Source organism: Sphingomonas sp. TF3, from assembly GCF_003985085.1.
Classification (GTDB): domain Bacteria; phylum Pseudomonadota; class Alphaproteobacteria; order Sphingomonadales; family Sphingomonadaceae; genus Sphingomonas.
In genome coordinates, this window is the sequence record NZ_RWKS01000001.1 from 355925 (window position 1) to 374042 (window position 18118).

Annotated in this window: 14 protein-coding genes; 7 read left to right on the top strand and 7 right to left on the bottom strand. The window is 66.4% G+C overall.

Going from position 1 to position 18118, the window contains the following annotated elements:
• Positions 1-36 precede the first annotated feature (36 nt).
• The 6 genes from EJC47_RS01530 (at position 37) to phnX (ending at position 7566) form a co-directional block, all read left to right on the top strand.
• The gene (locus tag EJC47_RS01530; RefSeq protein WP_260591435.1) at positions 37-1467 is read left to right on the top strand and encodes a c-type cytochrome; all 1431 of its coding nucleotides are present in this window, start codon (positions 37-39) and stop codon (positions 1465-1467) included.
• Positions 1467-1937 (top strand): (2Fe-2S)-binding protein, encoded by a 471-nt coding sequence (locus EJC47_RS01535; protein ID WP_126845191.1) that lies wholly within the window; start codon positions 1467-1469, stop codon positions 1935-1937. The genes EJC47_RS01530 and EJC47_RS01535 overlap by 1 nt, the downstream gene beginning before the upstream one ends.
• Positions 1934-4240, top strand: coding sequence for a xanthine dehydrogenase family protein molybdopterin-binding subunit (locus EJC47_RS01540; protein ID WP_126845192.1), 2307 nt, complete (start codon positions 1934-1936; stop codon positions 4238-4240). The genes EJC47_RS01535 and EJC47_RS01540 overlap by 4 nt, the downstream gene beginning before the upstream one ends.
• Positions 4241-4313: 73 nt before the next feature.
• Complete coding sequence (locus EJC47_RS01545; RefSeq protein ID WP_260591436.1) at positions 4314-5624, top strand: DUF5690 family protein; 1311 nt, start codon at positions 4314-4316, stop codon at positions 5622-5624.
• Positions 5621-6757, top strand: a complete 1137-nt coding sequence (locus tag EJC47_RS01550; RefSeq protein ID WP_126845193.1) for a TIGR03364 family FAD-dependent oxidoreductase — start codon at positions 5621-5623, stop codon at positions 6755-6757. Before EJC47_RS01545 ends, EJC47_RS01550 begins: the two co-directional genes overlap by 4 nt.
• Positions 6754-7566 (top strand): phosphonoacetaldehyde hydrolase, encoded by an 813-nt coding sequence (gene phnX / locus EJC47_RS01555; protein WP_126845194.1) that lies wholly within the window; start codon positions 6754-6756, stop codon positions 7564-7566. Before EJC47_RS01550 ends, phnX begins: the two co-directional genes overlap by 4 nt.
• A gap of 3 nt (positions 7567-7569) precedes the next feature.
• Here the strand turns inward: phnX and EJC47_RS01560 are convergent, their stop codons facing one another.
• The 7 genes from EJC47_RS01560 to EJC47_RS01590 all read right to left on the bottom strand — a co-directional run bounded on the left by EJC47_RS01560 (position 7570) and on the right by EJC47_RS01590 (position 16914).
• On the bottom strand, positions 7570-7854 hold the full coding sequence (locus tag EJC47_RS01560) for a DUF3325 domain-containing protein (RefSeq protein ID WP_185867520.1): 285 nt from the start codon (positions 7852-7854) through the stop codon (positions 7570-7572).
• 5 nt (positions 7855-7859) lie between these two features.
• Positions 7860-9422, bottom strand: coding sequence for a PepSY-associated TM helix domain-containing protein (locus EJC47_RS01565; RefSeq protein ID WP_126845196.1), 1563 nt, complete (start codon positions 9420-9422; stop codon positions 7860-7862).
• On the bottom strand, positions 9419-9745 hold the full coding sequence (locus EJC47_RS01570) for a hypothetical protein (RefSeq protein ID WP_126845197.1): 327 nt from the start codon (positions 9743-9745) through the stop codon (positions 9419-9421). The genes EJC47_RS01565 and EJC47_RS01570 overlap by 4 nt, the downstream gene beginning before the upstream one ends.
• A gap of 8 nt (positions 9746-9753) precedes the next feature.
• The gene (locus EJC47_RS01575) at positions 9754-11883 is read right to left on the bottom strand and encodes a TonB-dependent siderophore receptor (RefSeq protein ID WP_126845198.1); all 2130 of its coding nucleotides are present in this window, start codon (positions 11881-11883) and stop codon (positions 9754-9756) included.
• Positions 11884-12021: 138 nt separating this feature from the next.
• Positions 12022-13428, bottom strand: a complete 1407-nt coding sequence (locus EJC47_RS01580; protein ID WP_126845199.1) for a M20/M25/M40 family metallo-hydrolase — start codon at positions 13426-13428, stop codon at positions 12022-12024.
• A 60-nt stretch (positions 13429-13488) separates the two neighbouring features.
• Entirely contained in the window at positions 13489-14460 is a 972-nt protein-coding gene (locus EJC47_RS01585) for a retropepsin-like aspartic protease (protein ID WP_033964717.1), read from the bottom strand.
• A gap of 42 nt (positions 14461-14502) precedes the next feature.
• Positions 14503-16914 (bottom strand): ligase-associated DNA damage response DEXH box helicase, encoded by a 2412-nt coding sequence (locus EJC47_RS01590; protein ID WP_185867521.1) that lies wholly within the window; start codon positions 16912-16914, stop codon positions 14503-14505.
• A gap of 197 nt (positions 16915-17111) precedes the next feature.
• Between EJC47_RS01590 and EJC47_RS01595 the strand changes: the two genes are divergently transcribed.
• Positions 17112-18110, top strand: a complete 999-nt coding sequence (locus tag EJC47_RS01595) for a ligase-associated DNA damage response exonuclease (protein ID WP_126845200.1) — start codon at positions 17112-17114, stop codon at positions 18108-18110.
• Positions 18111-18118: the final 8 nt, after the last annotated feature.

Sequence of the window (18118 nt, forward strand, 5' to 3'; positions counted from 1 at the left end):
CCGCGCTATGATGAGAGAGGTAGCGCTAACATTTGCATGACGCAAGCGCCGCGCGCGCGTGTTGGCGGGATAAGCGCGATTTGTTTCTGGACGTCGGGCGCGGAAAGCGCGATTGCCCTGTCAGAAGCACGCGAAGCACAGGGTGAATATGATGGCGGCGGGCACGGCGTGGTGAAACGCATTTTTCTCGGTGGCGTCCTCGCCCTTCTTGTTGGCCTGGCGATCTTTACGGGCTTTGCCTGGCGGCCTGCGATTGCCCCGATCGCGCGCCCGGCGGCGGCATCCTTTGCGCCCGCCCTCGTCGCCAAGGGCGCAGTGCTGGCCAGTGCCGGCTATTGCGCATCGTGCCACACCGCCAAGGGTGGCGCTGCGTTGGCGGGCGGCTATGCGATGGCCACCACCTTCGGCACGATCTATTCGACCAACATCACCCCCGATGTCGACACCGGCATTGGCGGCTGGTCCGAAACCGCCTTCCGCCGCGCCATGCATGAAGGCGTGCGGCGCGACGGCGCACATCTCTTCCCCGCTTTCCCCTATGATCATTTCACCAAGCTGACCGATGCCGATGTATCGGCACTGTACGCCTATCTGATGACGCAGCCTGCGGTGCGCGCCGAGGACAAGGCCAATGGCCTGCCCTTCCCGCTCAACATCCGCATGTTGCAGGCTGGCTGGAAACTGCTGTTCTTCAAGCCTGGCCGTTATGTGCCGGTGACAACCAAGGATGCGACGTGGAATCGCGGGGCCTATCTTGCCGAGGGAATCAGCCATTGCGGGGCGTGCCACACACCGCGCGGGGCGCTGGGTGCCGAGCTCAAGGGCAAGCCTTATGCCGGTGCCGCGATTGACAACTGGATCGCGCCGCCGCTCGACAGGACCAACCCCGCGCCGATCGCGTGGAGCCAGAGCGAATTGGTTGCCTATCTCGGCACCGGGGTCAGCCTGTATCACGGCACGGCGGCAGGGCCGATGGCGGCGGTGCCGCGTGGTCTCGCGCATTTGCCCGCCTCCGATGTTGCCGCGATCGCCACCTATTTCACCAGCTTCAACGGCTCGGTGGCCCGTGCCGGGCAGGATGCCGCGCTGATCCAGAAGGCGCTCGCCACCGACCGTATCGGCACCGGCCTGCAATACGATCCGGGCGCGCGGCTGTTCACCGCCGCCTGCGCATCGTGCCATTACAATGGCAGTAAGGGGCTCAACCCGTTGCGGCCAGACCTGGCGCTCAACAGCACGGTCCATCTCGATGATCCGACCAATGTGATCCGCGTCATCCTCTACGGCATCGACGCGAAGGACGGTGCACCGGGCGTGGTGATGCCGGGCTTTGGCACGGGCTTCAGCAACGCCGATGTCGCCCGCATCGCCGCCTATCTGCGCGCAACGCGGACGACCAAGGCGGCGTGGCCCGATCTCGAACAGAAAGTCGCGGCGATCCGCGCGCAGGGCAAGGGCCAGGAGTGATGACCAGTTTCACGATCAACGGTCGCTCGGTTACCACCACGGTCGAGGAGGATACCCCGCTCTTGTGGGTCATCCGTGACGATATTGGGCTGACCGGCACCAAGTTCGGCTGCGGCATCGGTCTGTGCGGGGCCTGCACCGTGCATGTCGGTGGCCGCGCGACAAGGTCGTGCATCACCCCGGTCTCCGCAGTCGACGGTGCCGATGTCACCACAATCGAGGGGCTCGACCCGAAGGGCGAGCATCCGCTGCAACAGGCGTGGCGCGAGATTCAGGTGCCGCAATGCGGTTACTGCCAGTCGGGCCAGATCATGCAGGCCGCCGCCATGCTCAAGGATTTCCCGGCACCCACCGATGAAGACATTGACGCGGTGATGACGGGCAATCTGTGCCGCTGCATGACCTATGTCCGCATCCGCGCCGCGATCCGGCAGGCGGCAGGCACGCTGGCGGAAGGACCCAAGGCATGAGCCGCCTCGCCTCGACCGCCGAAGCCGCCCGCAACCCGCTGTCGCGCCGCGGCTTCCTTGTCGCCAGTGGTGCCGCCGGGATCGCCTTCGGCTTTTCGCAAGTGCTGGCCGCGATCGATCCCGCCGTGCCCGGCGGCACCCCCGCCGCCCCGACCGGCCCGCAATTCGAACCGTCAATCTGGTTCGGGATCGACGCCGCCGGGATCGTCACCGTCAACATCATCCGCGCCGAAATGGGCCAGCATGTCGGCACCGCACTCGCGCGCATTCTCGCCGATGAACTGGAGGCCGACTGGGACAAGGTCCGCATCGTCCATGTCGATACCGATCTCAAATGGGGCCTGATGGTCACCGGCGGGAGCTGGTCGGTGTGGCAGACCTTCCCCGTGTTCAGCCAGGCGGGTGCCGCCGGTCGCATCGCCCTGATCGAAGCAGGCGCGAAGCTGCTCGGCACCAGTGCCGCCAATTGCACCGCGCGTGGCGGCGCGGTCCATGCGGGCGGTCGCTCGATTTCCTATGGCGACATCGCCAAGCGCGGCGGCGTCGCCCGCCAATTCACCCCCGACGAACTGAAGGCGCTGCCGATCAAGCCGGTCAAGGACCGTCGCCTGATCGGCAAGCAGGTTGCGGCGCTCGACATCGCCACCAAGACCGACGGCACCGCGCTCTATGGCATCGATGCCAAGGTGCCGAACATGGTCTATGCCCGGCCCAAGCTGCCGCCAACGCGCTTCGGCTCAAAGGTGGTGTCGGTCGATGACAGCAAGGCCAAGACGGTGCGCGGCTATTTGCGCTATCTCATCATCGAAGACCCGTCGGACACGGTGCCCGGCTGGGTGATGGTGATCGCGCAAAATTACCCCGCCGCGATCCGCGCCGCCGACCTGCTCCAGGTCACCTGGACCGCCGGACCAGGCGCGACCACCTCCGAAAAAGACCTGCAAGCCCATGCCGCCGACCTGGCGGGCAAGAGCGAGAGCGGCGTCGCGCTCGACATCGTCAACACGGGGCCCAAGCCCGGCAACGCCGCCAGCACGCTCGAGCGCGTCTACACCACCAGCACCGTGCTGCATTTCCAGTTGGAACCGCTCAACGCGCTCGCCTTCGAGAAGGACGGCCGCTTCGAAATCCATACCGGCAACCAGTGGCAAAGCCTGATCCTCCCGACGCTGGCCAAGGCGCTCGGCGTGCCCGAGACAAAGATCATCCTGCGCACCTATATGCTGGGCGGCGGCTTCGGGCGGCGGCTCAATGGCGATTATGCCGTCCCCGCCGCGCTGGCGGCCAAGGCGCTGGGGCGTCCGGTCAAGATGGTGCTGACGCGGCAGGACGACGCGCTGTTCGATTCGGTGCGCTCGCCCTCGGTCCAGCGCGTGCGCATGAGCTTCGACAAGAACAATGCGGTGATCGCGATGGAGCATCACGCTGCTGCGGGCTGGCCGACGCAGATGAACGCCCCCGCCCTCCTCGCCAAGACCAAGAGCGGCGGGGCCTATGACCCGTTCGCCATTTCGGGCGCGGACCATTGGTATGAAGTCGGCCACCAGACCGTCCATGCCATTCCCAACGATCTCGCCAACACCACCATCCGCTCGGGCTGGCTGCGCTCGGTCGGGCCGGGCTGGACCAACTGGGCGGTGGAAAGTTTTATCGATGAAGCGGCGCTGCAGGTAAAAAGCGATCCGGTCGCCTTCCGCCTGAAATTGCTGACCGGGGCCGGTCGCAATGCCGGGTCGGCCCCCAGCGCCATTGGCGGGGCGCTGCGCCAGGCCGAAGTGGTGCGCCGCGCCGCCGCCCGCGCGGACTGGGGCGAGAAATTGCCGCCCGACACTGCGCTCGGCATCGCCACCAGCTTCGGGCAGGAGCGCGACATGCCGACCTGGGTGGCCTGCGTCGCGCGCGTTCATGTCGATCGCAAGACCGGTGTGGTGCGCGTCGAGAAGCTGACTTTGGTCACCGATGCTGGGACGATCGTCGATCCCGATGGCGCGCTGGCGCAAACACAGGGGGCCGCTTTGTGGGGCCTGAGCATGGCGCTTCATGAGGGCACCGAATTCGTCAACGGACTGGTCAAGGATACCAATCTCGACACCTATCAGCCGCTGCGCATGGCCGATGTGCCCGAACTGGACATTGCCTTTGTCGAAAGCGAGCACGTCCCCGTTGGCCTTGGCGAACCCGCGACGACGGTGGTCGCGCCCGCGATCGGCAATGCGATCTTCGCCGCAGTGGGTGCGCGCGTGCGCCACTTGCCGATTACCCCGGCGGCGGTGCTCGATGCGCTTGCCGGTCGGAGCGCTTGATCCAAGCGATCGACGCGAGATTGTCATAGTGCGCGCATAGGGCGGTCGCACGGAGATAGGGCCGGGGGGTTACGTGGACGGTCGTTTTCGGCGTGCTTTGGCGCAGGCTCATCCTGCGGTGTTCACGGCGGTCGCCGGAACCGCGGGTTTCTGCGCCTATTTCGCGATGTACGCCTTTCGCAAACCGTTTACAGCCGCGACGTTCGAGCTGGTGCCGGGCTGGCATTGGGTGCTCGATTACAAGATCGCGCTGATCGTCGCGCAGGTCGCAGGCTATGCGCTCTCGAAGTTCATCGGCGTAAAGGTCGTGTCGGAAATCGCGCCGCGCCACCGCGCCGTTGCCATCCTCGGTCTGATCGGCCTGTCCTGGCTGGCGCTGGTCGCCTTCGCGATCGTCCCGGCACCGTGGAACGTCGCGGCCTTGTTTCTCAACGGCGTGCCGCTCGGCATGATCTGGGGGCTGGTCTTTGGTTTCATGGAGGGACGGCGCGTGTCCGAGGTGCTCGCCTCGATGTTGTGCGCGAGCTTCATCCTGTCGTCGGGCGTGGTCAAATCGGTCGGCACCTGGCTGATGCAAAGCGAACATGTCGACCGCTTCTGGATGCCTGCCGCGACCGGCCTGCTGTTCATGCCGCTATTGCTGGTTTCGGTCTGGGTGCTGGGTGCGCTGCCGCCCCCCAACGCACGCGACGAGGCCGAACGCGTCAAGCGCGCGCCGATGACCGGGGCCGAGCGCCGGAGCTTCCTCAAGGCCTATGCGCCCGGGCTGATCGCGATCGTCGTCGCCTATGTCCTGCTCACCGCCTTTCGCGATTTCCGCGACAATTTCGCCGCCGAAATCTGGGCCGCGCTCGGTTATGGCGGGAAGGCTGCAATCTTCTCGGCAAGCGAGCTTCCCGTCGCGCTGATCGCGCTCGCGGGCATGGCGCTGGTCATTCTGGTGCGCGACAACCGCCGCGCCTTGCTCGTCATCCACATCATGATTGCGAGCGGTTTCGCGCTGCTTGGGGTCTCGACACTCGCGTTTCAGGCGCATTTGATCTCGCCCTTTGTGTGGGTGGTGCTGTCGGGGTCGGGGCTCTATATCGCGTATAGCCCGATCAATGCGGTGCTGTTCGACCGGATGGTGGCGGCCAGCGGTCGCATCGCGAATGCCGGTTTTCTGATCTATGTCGCCGACTCGTTCGGCTATCTCGGCAGCGTGGCCTTGCTGCTGTGGCGCAATTTCGGGCAGCGCTCGCTCGACTGGCTGAGCTTCTTCATGGGAGGGGCCTATATCACCAGCGTGGTCGGCACGGTGCTGACGCTGTTCGCCGCGCTGTATTTCTTCCGCCGCGCGCCCGAGCAGCGGGCCGCCGAGACCTTGGCAGCAGTGCCGGCATGAGCGAGCTCGACTTCTACGACGTCGCCATCGTCGGCGCGGGGATCGTCGGTCTCGCCCATGCGCTCGCCGCTGCGCGGGGCGGACGCCGCGTGCTGGTGATCGACCGCGATGCGCAGGCCAATGGCGCGTCGATCCGCAATTTCGGCTTCGTCACCGTCACCGGCCAGGAACACGGCACGGTCTGGCACCGCGCCCGCCGCTCGCGCGATGTGTGGATGGAGGTAGCCGGTCCCGCCGGGATCGCGGTCGAGCATCACGGCCTGACGATGGTCGCGCAGCGGCCCGAGGCGCGCGCCGTATGCGCGGCCTTCCTGCAGACCGATATGGCGGAAGGGTGCGCCTGGCATGACGCCGAGGCGGCGCAAGCGCTGCTCGGCCCGATCCGCCCGGCCGCGCTGGAAGGCGTGCTGACCAGCGCGATCGACATCCGCGTCGAATCGCGCACCGCCATCCCAAAGCTGGCGGCATGGCTTGCCGCGCATCACGGCGTCGAATTCTGGCGCGGCGTCGCGGTGCACGGCGTCGAGACCGGGCAGCTCGACACCTCGGTCGGCACAATCCCCGCGCGCGCGATCATCGTCTGCCCCGGCGACGATCTCGCCACGCTCTTCCCCGACTCCCTCGCCGGAATCACGCGCTGCAAGCTGCAGATGCTGCGGCTCGCCGACCCGGGCTATCGCTTGCCGGGGGCGATCATGTCCGATCTCGGCATGGTGCGCTATCTTGGCTATGCGGCCTTGCCCGAGGCGGCGGCGCTGCGGCAGCGGCTGGAGGCCGAACAGGCCGATCACCTCGCCAACGGCATCCATCTGATTGTGGTGCAAAGCGCCGATGGCAGCCTGGTCGTCGGGGACAGCCATCATTACGCCACCACGCCCGATCCGTTCAGCAAGGACGCGGTCGATGCACTGATCCTCGACGAATTCCGCGCGGTGTTCGGCCACGTTCCGCCCGTGCTGGAACGCTGGACCGGCACCTATGCTTCCGCTGCCAGCCACAGCCGCGTCACGCGCCCGCTGCCCGGCGTGCAGGTGGTGACTGTGACCAGTGGCACCGGAGCCTCGACCGCCTTTGCCCTCGCCGAAGAGACGGTCGCGGCGATCACGGCGCAACACCAAGGAGCCGTTGCATGAGTTTTCCGATCAAGGCCGTGGTGCTCGATTGGGCCGGCACGATGATCGATCATGGCTGCTGCGCGCCCGTCATCGCGCTGCAGCGCGTCTTCGCCGATGCAGGTGTGGGCATCTCGGAAGACGAAGCCCGCGCCGATATGGGACGTGCCAAGCGCGACCATATCCGTGCGATTCTGGCCAAGCCGCGCGTGGCTGAGGCGTGGCAGGCGGCGCACGCGGCGCAGCCCGCCGAAAGCGACGTGACCGCGTTGCACGATGCGGTCGAACCGATGATGCGCGGCGCGGCCAAGGATTGCGCCGCCCTGATCCCGGGCGCGGCCGAGCTCACCGCGACGTTGCGCGCGCACGGTGTGAAGATCGCCTCCTGCACCGGCTACACCCGCCCGATGATGGCCGACATCCTGCCGCTCGCAGCCGAGCAGGGCTATGCACCCGATGTCGTGGTCTGCTCGGGCGAGACGCTGGAGGGCCGCCCCTCCCCGCTGATGCTGTGGAAGGGCCTGGTCGAACTCGGCGTCTGGCCAGCCGCCGCCTGTGTGAAGGTCGACGACGCCACGGTCGGCATTGGCGAGGGCAAGGCGGCGGGGGCCTGGACCGTCGGGCTCGCGGCATCCGGGAATGGCGTCGGCCTCAGCCATGACGCTTTGCTCGCGCTCGCCCCCGAAGACCGCGCCCGCCGCATCGCCGCGGCTGCCGCCGATCTGCACGCAGCAGGTGCCGATTATGTCATCGACAGCGTGGCCGAGCTGTGGCCCGTGCTCGAAACCATCGCACGCCGGATCGAAGCGGGCGAACGCCCCGCCGCATAAGGGCTAAGGCCGTGCTTTGCGGTGCGGGGGCGGCGCAGGCAGCAGGTTGAGCAGCAGGAAGGTCGCGGCCGCGCCGACCATGCAGCTTGCCACCCAGCCGATCGGCCCGAACACAGCGCCCCACGCCACGATCGCCATTATGAAATCGACTCCGACGCAGACCCACGCCGCGATGCGGAAGCCGGTCGCTGCGCGCGGCGAACACCGTCGGCCCCAGCCGCGCTCGTGATGGCGATTGGTCGAGAGCGCAAACAGCATGAAGGCGATGAGCCCGAGCAGGAACGTCACGGCCTTCATCCTGCGAGCACCGTGGGGGCGGCGCGCGATCGTACGCGGCGCGGGTGCGCGCGGTGCCGCGCGATGGCGCGCGCCGCCCAGCCGAAGCCAGCGCCCACGGCAAGGAAGGTCAGATCGACCCCCGCTAGGGTCCAGTCGCCGCTGGCAATCGTCCGAGGCAAACCTCTGTCGGTCGCCAGTATGTCGAAGACAGGAAGCGCGACCAGCAAGCCCGCCGTCAATCCCAGCAGTTCAACCCACGCCCGCGTCGGTTTGCGCAGAAAGGCGTAAAGCAGCAGCACGCTCCACAAAGCGAACATCACATTGACTTCGGCATCGGCGCGTCGCGGCAACAGCGGCGGCAACAGGCGATTGGCCCAGAGAAAGCCCACCATCGCCGTCGGAAACCCCGCGATGAACCCGACATTCAACCGCTCAACCAAGCGGAAACCGAAATGCGGCCGCGCTGGATCGGGCAGCTTTTCCCGCCGCTTGACCGTCCACAGCACCAGCCCGCTCGCCACCATCAACGTGCCGCCAAGGCCGCACAGGAAATATACCCAGCGGATCGCGGTATCGGCAAAACGTCCGGCGTGCAGCCCGATCATCGCGCCCGCCGTGACCTGCGCGCCACCAGGCGGCGGCGACGCCCAGAGCAAGCGACCGCTCACGCCATCATAGCCAAGCTTTGGGGTGAAGTTGGACAGTGATGCCTGGCTGCTTTTGGCCAGCGTGACTCGCGCCGCCGCATCCCCGGCAAAGGTCACCAGGATCGCATCGACGGGCCCGCCCAGCCGGGCTTGTCCATCGCGCACCACCCGCGCCAGATCGACCAGCGGCGCCGCCCGCCCAGTCCGCGCCACCACCGGAGCCTGCGGGTACAGAATCCCGGCGAAGCTGCCGGTATCGCTATAATTGGCCACCACTGCCCACGGCATCAGCATCGTCGCCAGCGTGACCAGCCCGGTATAGGTAATCATCACATGAAACGGCAGGCCAAGCACGGCCGCGGCATTGTGCCCATCCAGCCACGATCGCTGCCCCTTGCCCCGCCGCAACGTGAAGAAATCGCGAAAGATCTTTTTGTGCGTGACGATACCGGTGAGGATCGCGACCAGCATGACCATCGCGCAAGTGCCGACGATCCAGCGCGACCACAATACCGGCAAATAGAACAGGTCGAAATGGAAGCGATAGAAGAAATCCCCGCCCCGCGTCGCGCGTGCAACCACGGGGTGACCAGCACCGTCGATCGTCGCGGAGGTTTCAGCCCCGTCGCGCGGCGGCGGCGTATCTGTCCCCGGCACCCAATAGACGCTACCGCTCGCCGAGCGAGTGGTCGGCACGGTGATGAACCACGACTCGGCCCCGCGCGCTTGCCGCGTGAGAAACGCTTGCGCGCCCCGCACGACCGTCAACGGATCGCTGATCGCGGGCAGTTCCGGTTGTGCCCAGCGGTTCAGCGCCTCGCGCCAATAGGCCGTAGTGCCGGTGAGGAACACGACGAACAACACCCAGCCGACCAGCAGGCCGGACCAGGTGTGCAGTGTCGCCTGGCTCTGGCGAAACCCCGTCTTCATACCCGGCCCCACGCGTGGATCGACACAGCGGTGATCCCGGCAGCAACGATCCCCGCCAGCACGATCGTCCACAGCGCGCGCCAGCCGCTGCGCGCGGCAAAGGCCCACATTGCAGTGAAGGCGCAGATCGCGAAGGCGACGATCGTGGCGGCGAAGGTCGCCTGCGCCGCCCCAAATGGCAGCACCCGCGCCAGCGCCATCGCCCACAGGCTGGCGACGGCATAGCCGCCCGGGATCGCGGCGACGACGCGGAGTGCAGTATCGCCCCGTCGTCGCCACGCGCGGGCGGCGTCTCGCTTGGGAAGAGTGCGGCGTTGCGACACTGCCGCCCTCACCAGCGATAGGCGATCGTGCCCTGCACGGTGCGGCGGTTGCCATACCAGCACCAGGCATAATCGAGATAGCACGTCGTCACATACTTCTTGTCGAAGATGTTGGCGGCGTTCACGCCCAAGGTCAGCCCCTCAAGCCGTGGCGCAAGCCGACCGAGATCATAGCGCACCTGCCCATCGAACAGCGTGAAGCCTGGCGTACTGACGCGCGCGGCGGTCCCGGCATAGATGCTGTCGACGTGCCGCACCGCCGCGCCGATCGCGAAGCCTTGCCAGGCACCGTGGCGCGGTGCCCATTCGAGATTGGCGGAAACCCCACCCCGCCCGACGCCGAGAATACCGTTACCGATATTGGCCGGATCGGCATCGGCGATGGTGCGCACCTTCTGCCGACTATACGCCAGCTTGGCGTTGAAGCCGTAGGGCAGCGGTGCATTGGCCTCGACTTCGAAGCCGGTGGAGCGCACCTTCCCGCTTTGCAGCGCGAACAACGAATTGGGGATCGCGGTCAGCAAATTGGTCTGGTCGATCTGGAACCATGCCGCCGTGACGAGGATCTTGCTGCCCGGCACGGTGTATTTCGCGCCAAGTTCGATCTGCTTGCCGAGCGAGGGCTTGGCCTGGCGGAGCGTGCCATCGGCATTCTGCACCGTTCCGCTCTGCGGCTCGAACGAGGTCGAATAGCTGGCATAAGGCGCAAGCCCGAACGCGGTCGTGTACAGGACGCCCGCGCGATAGGTGAATTTCTGCGATGTTTCCGGTGCGGCGGTGCCCGAAGTCGTCCGCGCCCAATCCTGCCGACCGCTCAGCACCACCCGCAGCCCGCCCGTCGAAATCTCGTCCTGCGCGTAGAGGCCGGTCTGCGTCTTGCGCGGCGCGAGCACCCCGACCGTGCCGCCGGGCACCGTCTCGGGCGTCAGCGGCACCGCCATCGTGCCGTAAATGGGATGATAGCCGTCAAGCGGCGTGGCGGTGCCAAAGGCATAGACTTCGCGGGCGTGACCGGCCTGATGGTCGACCCCCAGCAGCACCGCATGCGTCAGCGGCCCGGTCGTGAAACTGCCACGGAGCTGGTTGTCGAACACCCAGGAATCGCTGCGTTCGCGCGTCGCATAGGAAGCGCGGTCGTATAGCGTGGTGCTGGTCGCGCTGTTGGTCAGCGATCCGCTGGCGTAGACGATGCCGAGATTGGAGGTGGCGTGCTGATACCGCCCCGACGCGCGGACGCTCCAGCCAGATCCGAAATCATGGTTCAGGATATAGGTGCCCGCCACCTGCTCGCGCTTGAAGACATTGCCCGGCTCGCCGAAATCGCGCGTGGTCGGGATCTGGCCATTGGGATTGGCCAGCAGGGTGCCCGATGCCGGGAACACGCCGTAGGTGCCGTTATACGGATCATGCGAATAGGCACCGAGCAGCGTCAGGCTGGTCGCGTGGCCCGCGCCGATCGTCAGCGCGCCCGAGATTGCCTCGCGCTCGCGCTTGCCGAAATCCTGCTGCGTATGCGCGCCATTGACGGTGCCGTTCACGCGCCAAAGGATCGACGATCCGGCACGCCCGCCGACATCGGCATCGGCGCGGTACAAATCATAGGTGCCATAAGTGCCCGACACCGCGCCGTAAAAGTCACGGTCGAGTGGCAGCTTGCTCGACATCGCGATCAGGCCGCCCGGACCCGATTGGCCATAGAGCACCGATGCCGGCCCTTTCACCACCTCGATCCGGTCGAGCCGTGAGACGTCGATCTGCGGCGACAGGTAGCCCGCACCATCGATCAACTTCAGTCCATCGAGAAATTGCGGCGCGTCGAAGCCGCGCAGCTTGAACTGGTCATACACTTCGGCGCTCGACCCGCGCTGCTCGGTCGTCGCACCCGCCACAAAGCGCAGCGCCTGGTTGAGGTTCTGCAGCCCGAGGTCGGCAATGTCCGCCGCGCTGATCACGCTGATCGACTGTGGCGTCTCGGCGATCGGCACGGCGCTCTTGGTGCCTGCGGACGCTTCGTTGCGCGGACGCTGACCGTTTACGACGATCGTGCCGTCCTCCAGATCGCTCTGGCTTTGCGCCAAAGCCGGGCTGCCGATCACGACGGTGCCAAGCAGGAGCGCCGATACGAAATGCTGTTTCACTGCGAATCCCTCTTTTATCGAGGGCCGCGCAATGTCCTTTTTGCGATCGATTATCAATAGCAATTATTCGAAAAATGGTCCGGCGGCGAATGGCCGTCGGCGGTGGCGGCGGGACCGGCCCGCCACCACCGCTTGCGATCATCCCGCGAAGGCCTTCACCAAATCAAACAGATAGTCGCGGCCCTGATACAGCGAATCCTTGCGCATCCGCTCGTTCAACCCGTGCATCCCGTTGCCATCCTTATCCAGGAAGAAGCCCGGCACGCCGTACACCGGGATGCCGACCGCCTCGAGAAATACACCGTCGGTTGCGCCCGTCGACATCAGCGGCAGAAGCGGCAGGCCCGGAAAATGCTTCGCCGCGACCGCCTTGACCGGACCGACGACCTTGGGATCGAGCGCGGGCGGGACGGCGGTCGGGCGGATCGGCGCGTTGGCGGTCACCTTTACCGCAGGGCCAGCGAGTTCCTGCAATTTGGCCAGTGTGCCCTCCACTGTCTCGCCGGGGAAGATGCGGCAATTCACATTGGCGGTGGCGCGCTGCGGCAACGCATTTTCGGCATGGCCCGCATTCACGATGGTCGCGACGCAGGTCGTGCGCAGCGTCGAATGCATCATCTTGTCACTGCTGACGATCTTGTCGGCCGCCGTATCTTGCGGATTGGCCAGCAAGGCCGTGATCGCCGTGCGCAGCGGCGCGGGCGAGCCAAGCGCGGCCATGCCGAAGAACGCCCGCGTCGTCTCGGTAAACTTTACCGGAAACTCATAGCCCTGCACCGCCTTCAACGCGTCCGCGAGCTGATAGATGGCATTGTCCGGCACCGGTTGCGAGCTGTGCCCGCCAGGGTTGGTCGTCTCGAACGTATAGTTTTGCGCGGCCTTTTCGCCGACCTGCAGCGCGAGCAATTGCGGCTTGCCATCGGGGCCGTAGCGCCCGCCCCCACCTTCGTTGAGCGCGAACTCGGCATCGATCAGGTCGCGCTTGTTCTTGGACAGCCATTCCGCGCCGTTAAAGGCGAAGGTGGTTTCCTCGCCGCACGTCAGCGCCAGCTTGATCGTGCGCTTTGGCCGATAGCCTTCGGCCTTGAAGCGGATCATGCTGTCGGCCCACACCGCCGCCATCGCCTTGTCGTCGACGGTGCCGCGCCCGTAATAATAGCCGCCCTCGTCGATCAGCGTGAACGGATCGCGCACCCAGTCTGCGCGCTTGGCCTCGACCACGTCGAGATGCGCCAGCAACAGGATCGGCTTGGCCGTGGCATCGCTCCCCTTGAGCACCGCGACCAGCCCGCCATCCTTGGGATGATCGGGCACCGCAAAATAGGTAATGTCCTGGTCGGCATAGCCCGCCGCCTTCAACCGCGCGCCAATCTGCGCCGCCGCCGTCGTGCAGCTTCCGCTCGACAGCGTCGTGTTGGTTTCGACCAGTTGCTTGTAGAGGCCGAGATAGGCCTTCTGGTCGGGGCGGTCCTGCGCCAAGGCCGCGCTGGCAAGCCCCGCCACTCCCAAAATCGTCGCCCCCAAAAATGTGCTGATCGCGCGCATGGTAAAGCCCCCAAGGTTATGTCGGGAGGAGGCTAACGCGGCTTGGGCGTAACGCAACCGTTAGCGCGTCGCGGCACGCTTTGGTTTGGCGAAGCGCAATTCGTGATTGGCGAAATCGATCCGCACCTGCCCGAACAGGCGCAGCGCATCCATGCCGAGAAACAGCGCCGGGCGTGCGGTCAGCCCAAGCCGGGCAAAGGGAGCGGCATCCGAAAACGCCACCGGCAAATTGGCAAAGCCGGTGTCGCCGATCGCGAAACGCGGCACCAACCCGAATTGCGTCTCGAGCTTGCCGCCGGTTACGCTGAGCAAGGTCATCGGTTGCGCTTGCGCCAGATCATCCCCGACCAATCGCCTCAAGGCGAGATTGCCCATGCTGACGACTGCGCCGGTATCGATCACCACGCGCACCTTATGCCCTTCATAGCTGGCATCGGTGACGACGAGCTGGCCCGCGCGATTGCGCGCACGGACCACGATGTCGCCCGGGCCGAACACTTCGCGCTTGGTGCGCTTGGTCGCCGGCACCACCGTCATCGTACGCGCGGCGAAATCGATCGTCACTGCGCGGCCTTGCAGCGTATCAATGCCGACCAACCCCTGCCCGCCCAGATTACCCGCGAGCAATGCGGGTGCCTCGATCCCCGATCCGCGCAGCCGAGCGCCCTCGACCAACGTCTCCGCACCGATGCTGATCTCGGGCAAGACGAAGGTACCCGCCCCGGTCGAGCCAGCCATCGCGCTGATACGAACCCGTTTACCCGGTGCCAGCCCGAGTGCAGTCGCGAGGTCGCGTGCGATGACGGTGCGTTCGGCACCGGTGTCGACGATGAAGCGATAGGGGCCGTTCTGGCCGATCATCACCGGCACCGACATGCGCAGCCCGTCATCGGTAAAGCCAAGCGCATCGGCGGGCGTTTCGGACTCTTCCTGCTGCGTCGCAGCGGACGGCGGGGGTGGCCCGCGGGTCTGGAGCGGCGCGGCGGCGAGCGCCGTTGCCAACGGCACGATCAAGACGAGCGCCGGGGCCATATCCGCGAAGCTACGCCCGCGCCGGGTCTGTAACAAGCCCGGTCAATCGAGCCGCATCGCTTCCGCCGCCAGCACTTCCGCCTCCATCAGCAACGCATCGTCGGCCAGCCCCTGCGCGATATGCTCGCGCCCGATCAACGTCAGCACCGGCACCGCCAGCGGCGAAATCCGCTCCAGCGGCACGTGCAGCATCGTGTCCTGTGCGCGATCAAGCAGATCCGCCAAGCGTCCGACATCGGTCATCCGCGCGCGCGCATCGGCCCACGCCGCCTGCAACAGCAAATGGCCGGGCTCATATTTGCGCAGCACGTCATAAATCAGGTCGGTCGAGAAACTAACTTGCTTGCCGGTCTTGCGCTTGCCCGGAATCTGCCGCTCGACCAACCCGCCAATCACCGCCACTTCGCGAAACGCGCGTTTCAGGAGCGAGGATTGCTGCACCCAATCGACGAATTCATCCTCCAGGATATCGCGCGAGAATAACGCCGCCGGATCGGTCACGGACTCAAGCCCGAAGCACGCGAGCGCATAATCATTGGCGACGAAGCCGATCGGTTTCAGCCCTTGCGTCTCCATGCGGCGCGTGATGAGCATGCCTAGCGACTGATGCGCGTTCCAACCCTCGAAGCTGTACGCGACCAGATAATGCCGCCCCTCGCGCGGGAAGGTTTCGACCAGCAATTGCCCCGGTCGCGGCAACACCGATCGCTGTTGCTGCACCTCCAGCCATTCGCGCACATCGTCGGGGAAGCGGTGCCACCCCGTGGGGCTCGCCAGAAAGCCGCGCACGCGCTCGGCGAGATTGGTCGACAGCGGCATCCGCGCGCCGCCATAGCTTGGAATGCGCGCGGGCCGCGAGGTCGCGCGCACCACCACCGCCTCGGTATCGATCCGCTCGACCTCCAGGCTCAGCCCGGCAAAGAAGAAGGTATCGCGCGGCGACAGCGTCGCGGCGAACCCCTCCTCGACGCGCCCCAATGTGCGGCCATTGCCGAAGCGCACGCTCAGCATCGTCGCCTCGACGATGATCCCGGCGTTCAAGCGGTGCTGCGCGATGAAACGCGGATGGCTGACACGCCAGCTTCCGTCCGGGTCCTGCGTCAGCCGCTTGAACTTGTCGTACGCCTTCAGCGCATAGCCGCCGTCGCGCACGAAGCCGAGCACTTGCGCGAAAGTGTCCGCCGTCAGCGCGGAGTAGGGCAAGGCCGACCGCACTTCGTCGAGCAGCGCCTCTTCGCGGAAGGGCGCGGCACAGGCGCACGCCATCACATGCTGCGCCAGCACGTCGAGCGCGCCCATGCGGAACACATCGGCATCCAGTTCGCCTGCCTCGATCGCATCCAGCGCCGCGCGCGCCTCGAGATATTCGAAGCGATTGCCGGGCACCACGATCGCCTCGGACGGTTCGTCAAGCCGGTGGTTGGAGCGCCCGATGCGTTGCAGCAACCGCGACGATCCCTTGGGCGCGCCCATCTGGATCACGCAATCGACATCGCCCCAATCGACCCCAAGATCGAGCGAGGAGGTCGCCACCAGCCCGCGCAACCGCCCATCGGCCATCGCGCCTTCGACCTTGCGCCGCGCCTCCAGGCTGAGCGAGCCGTGATGCACGCCAAGCGGCAAGTTCATCGCGTTGACCTTCCACAGATCCTGGAAGATCAATTCGGCCAGCGCGCGGGTGTTGCAGAACACGATCGTCGTCTTGTGCGTCTCGATCTCGGCGATCACCTGTTCGGCGGCATAGCGCCCCGAATGGCCCGACCATGGCACGCGCCCCTGCGGCAGCAGGATCGTGACATTGGGCGGCGCGCCCGCCGCCCCCCGCACCAGCCGCACCGCATCGATATCGCCATCGGGCGCGAGCCAGGCGCGGTAGGCGTCGGGATCGGCCACCGTCGCCGACAGCGCGACACGCCGCAGACCGGGCGCGAGGCGTTGCAGCCGCGCCATGCACAGGCTCAACAAATCGCCACGCTTGCCGTTGGCGAAGGCGTGGACCTCATCGACCACGATCGTCTTCAGCCCTTCGAACATCAGGCTGCTATCGGGATAGCTGAGCAACAGGCTGAGCGATTCGGGCGTGGTCAGCAGGATCTGCGGCGGGCGAATGCGCTGCCGCGCCTTGCGGTCAGAGGGCGTGTCGCCAGTGCGCGTCTCGACGCGGATGTCGAGCCCCATTTCGGCGATCGGGGTGAGCAGATTGCGCTGCACATCCACCGCCAGCGCCTTTAGCGGCGAGACATAAAGCGTGTGCAGCCCCTCGCTCGGATGCTCGATCAGATCGGCGAGCGTCGGCAAAAATCCCGCCAGCGTCTTGCCCGCGCCGGTGGTGGCGACGAGCAAGCCATGATCGCCGGTCCGCGCGACGTCCAGCATCGCCAGCTGATGCGCGCGCGGCGCCCAGCCCTTGGCGGCGAACCATTCGGTGATCGCGGGGGGAAGGACGCGACTCATCCCTCTCCCATCGGGAGAGGGAAGGGGCGCGCGCCGCAGGCGTGGGAAGGGTGAGGGTGACCGGTTTTGCCGGTACGCGCGCCGTCACCCTCACCCTTCCGCCGCTTCGCGGCTCCTTCCCTCTCCCAAAGGGAGAGGGAGATCGGAACAGAATCTCCAAACTGGGAACCATCGGCCATCCCGCCCATATAGGCACGATGGCAAAGCTCGGCGACTGGGTCGAACCGCACCCGCACGGCCTCTATGTGAAACCCGCCGACCTGTGGGTCGATCCCGCGCGCCCGTCGCCGGTGGCGCTGGTGACGCACGGCCATGCCGATCACGCGCGCGGCGGGCACGAGGCGGTATGGGCGACGCCCGAGACGCTCGCGATCATGGAAACGCGCTACGGCCCCCAGGCGGGCCAACCGATCGCATATGGCGACAGCCACCGTTTCGGCGAAGTCACCGCCACCTTCGTCCCCGCCGGGCATGTGCTGGGATCGGCGCAGATCCTGCTCGAATATCGTGGCGAGCGCATCGTCGTTTCGGGCGATTACAAACGCCGCGCCGACCCCACTTGCGCGCCGTTCGAACCGGTCCAATGCGACGTGTTCATCACCGAGGCGACCTTCGGCCTGCCGGTCTTCCGCCATCCCGACACCGGCGACGAGATCGACAAATTGACCAACGCGCTCCACGCCAACCCGGCGCGCTGCGTGCTGGTCGGGGCCTATGCGCTGGGCAAGGCGCAGCGCGTCATCGCCGAATTGCGCGCGCGCGGGCATGATGCGCCGATCTACATCCACGGCGCGCTCGAACGGCTGTGTGCGCTGTATGAAGAACACGGCGTGGCGCTGGGCGAGCTTCGCCCCGCCACCAGCGCGAGCAAGGCCGAGATGATGGGCCATATCGTGCTCGCTCCGCCCGGCGCACTCGCCGATCGGTGGTCGCGCCGCCTGCCCGATCCGATCACCGCTATGGCCAGCGGCTGGATGCGCGTGCGCCAGCGCGCGGTGCAGCGCGGCGTCGAACTGCCGCTGATCCTGTCCGATCACGCCGATTGGGACGAGCTGACTGCGACGCTCACCGAAATCGCCCCGCGCGAAGTGTGGGTCACGCACGGCCGCGAGGATGCGCTGGTGCATTGGTGCCAGACGCACCAGATCAAGGCGCGTGCGCTGGCGTTGCTCGGCTTTGAGGATGAAGACGACTAGCCCCTGCG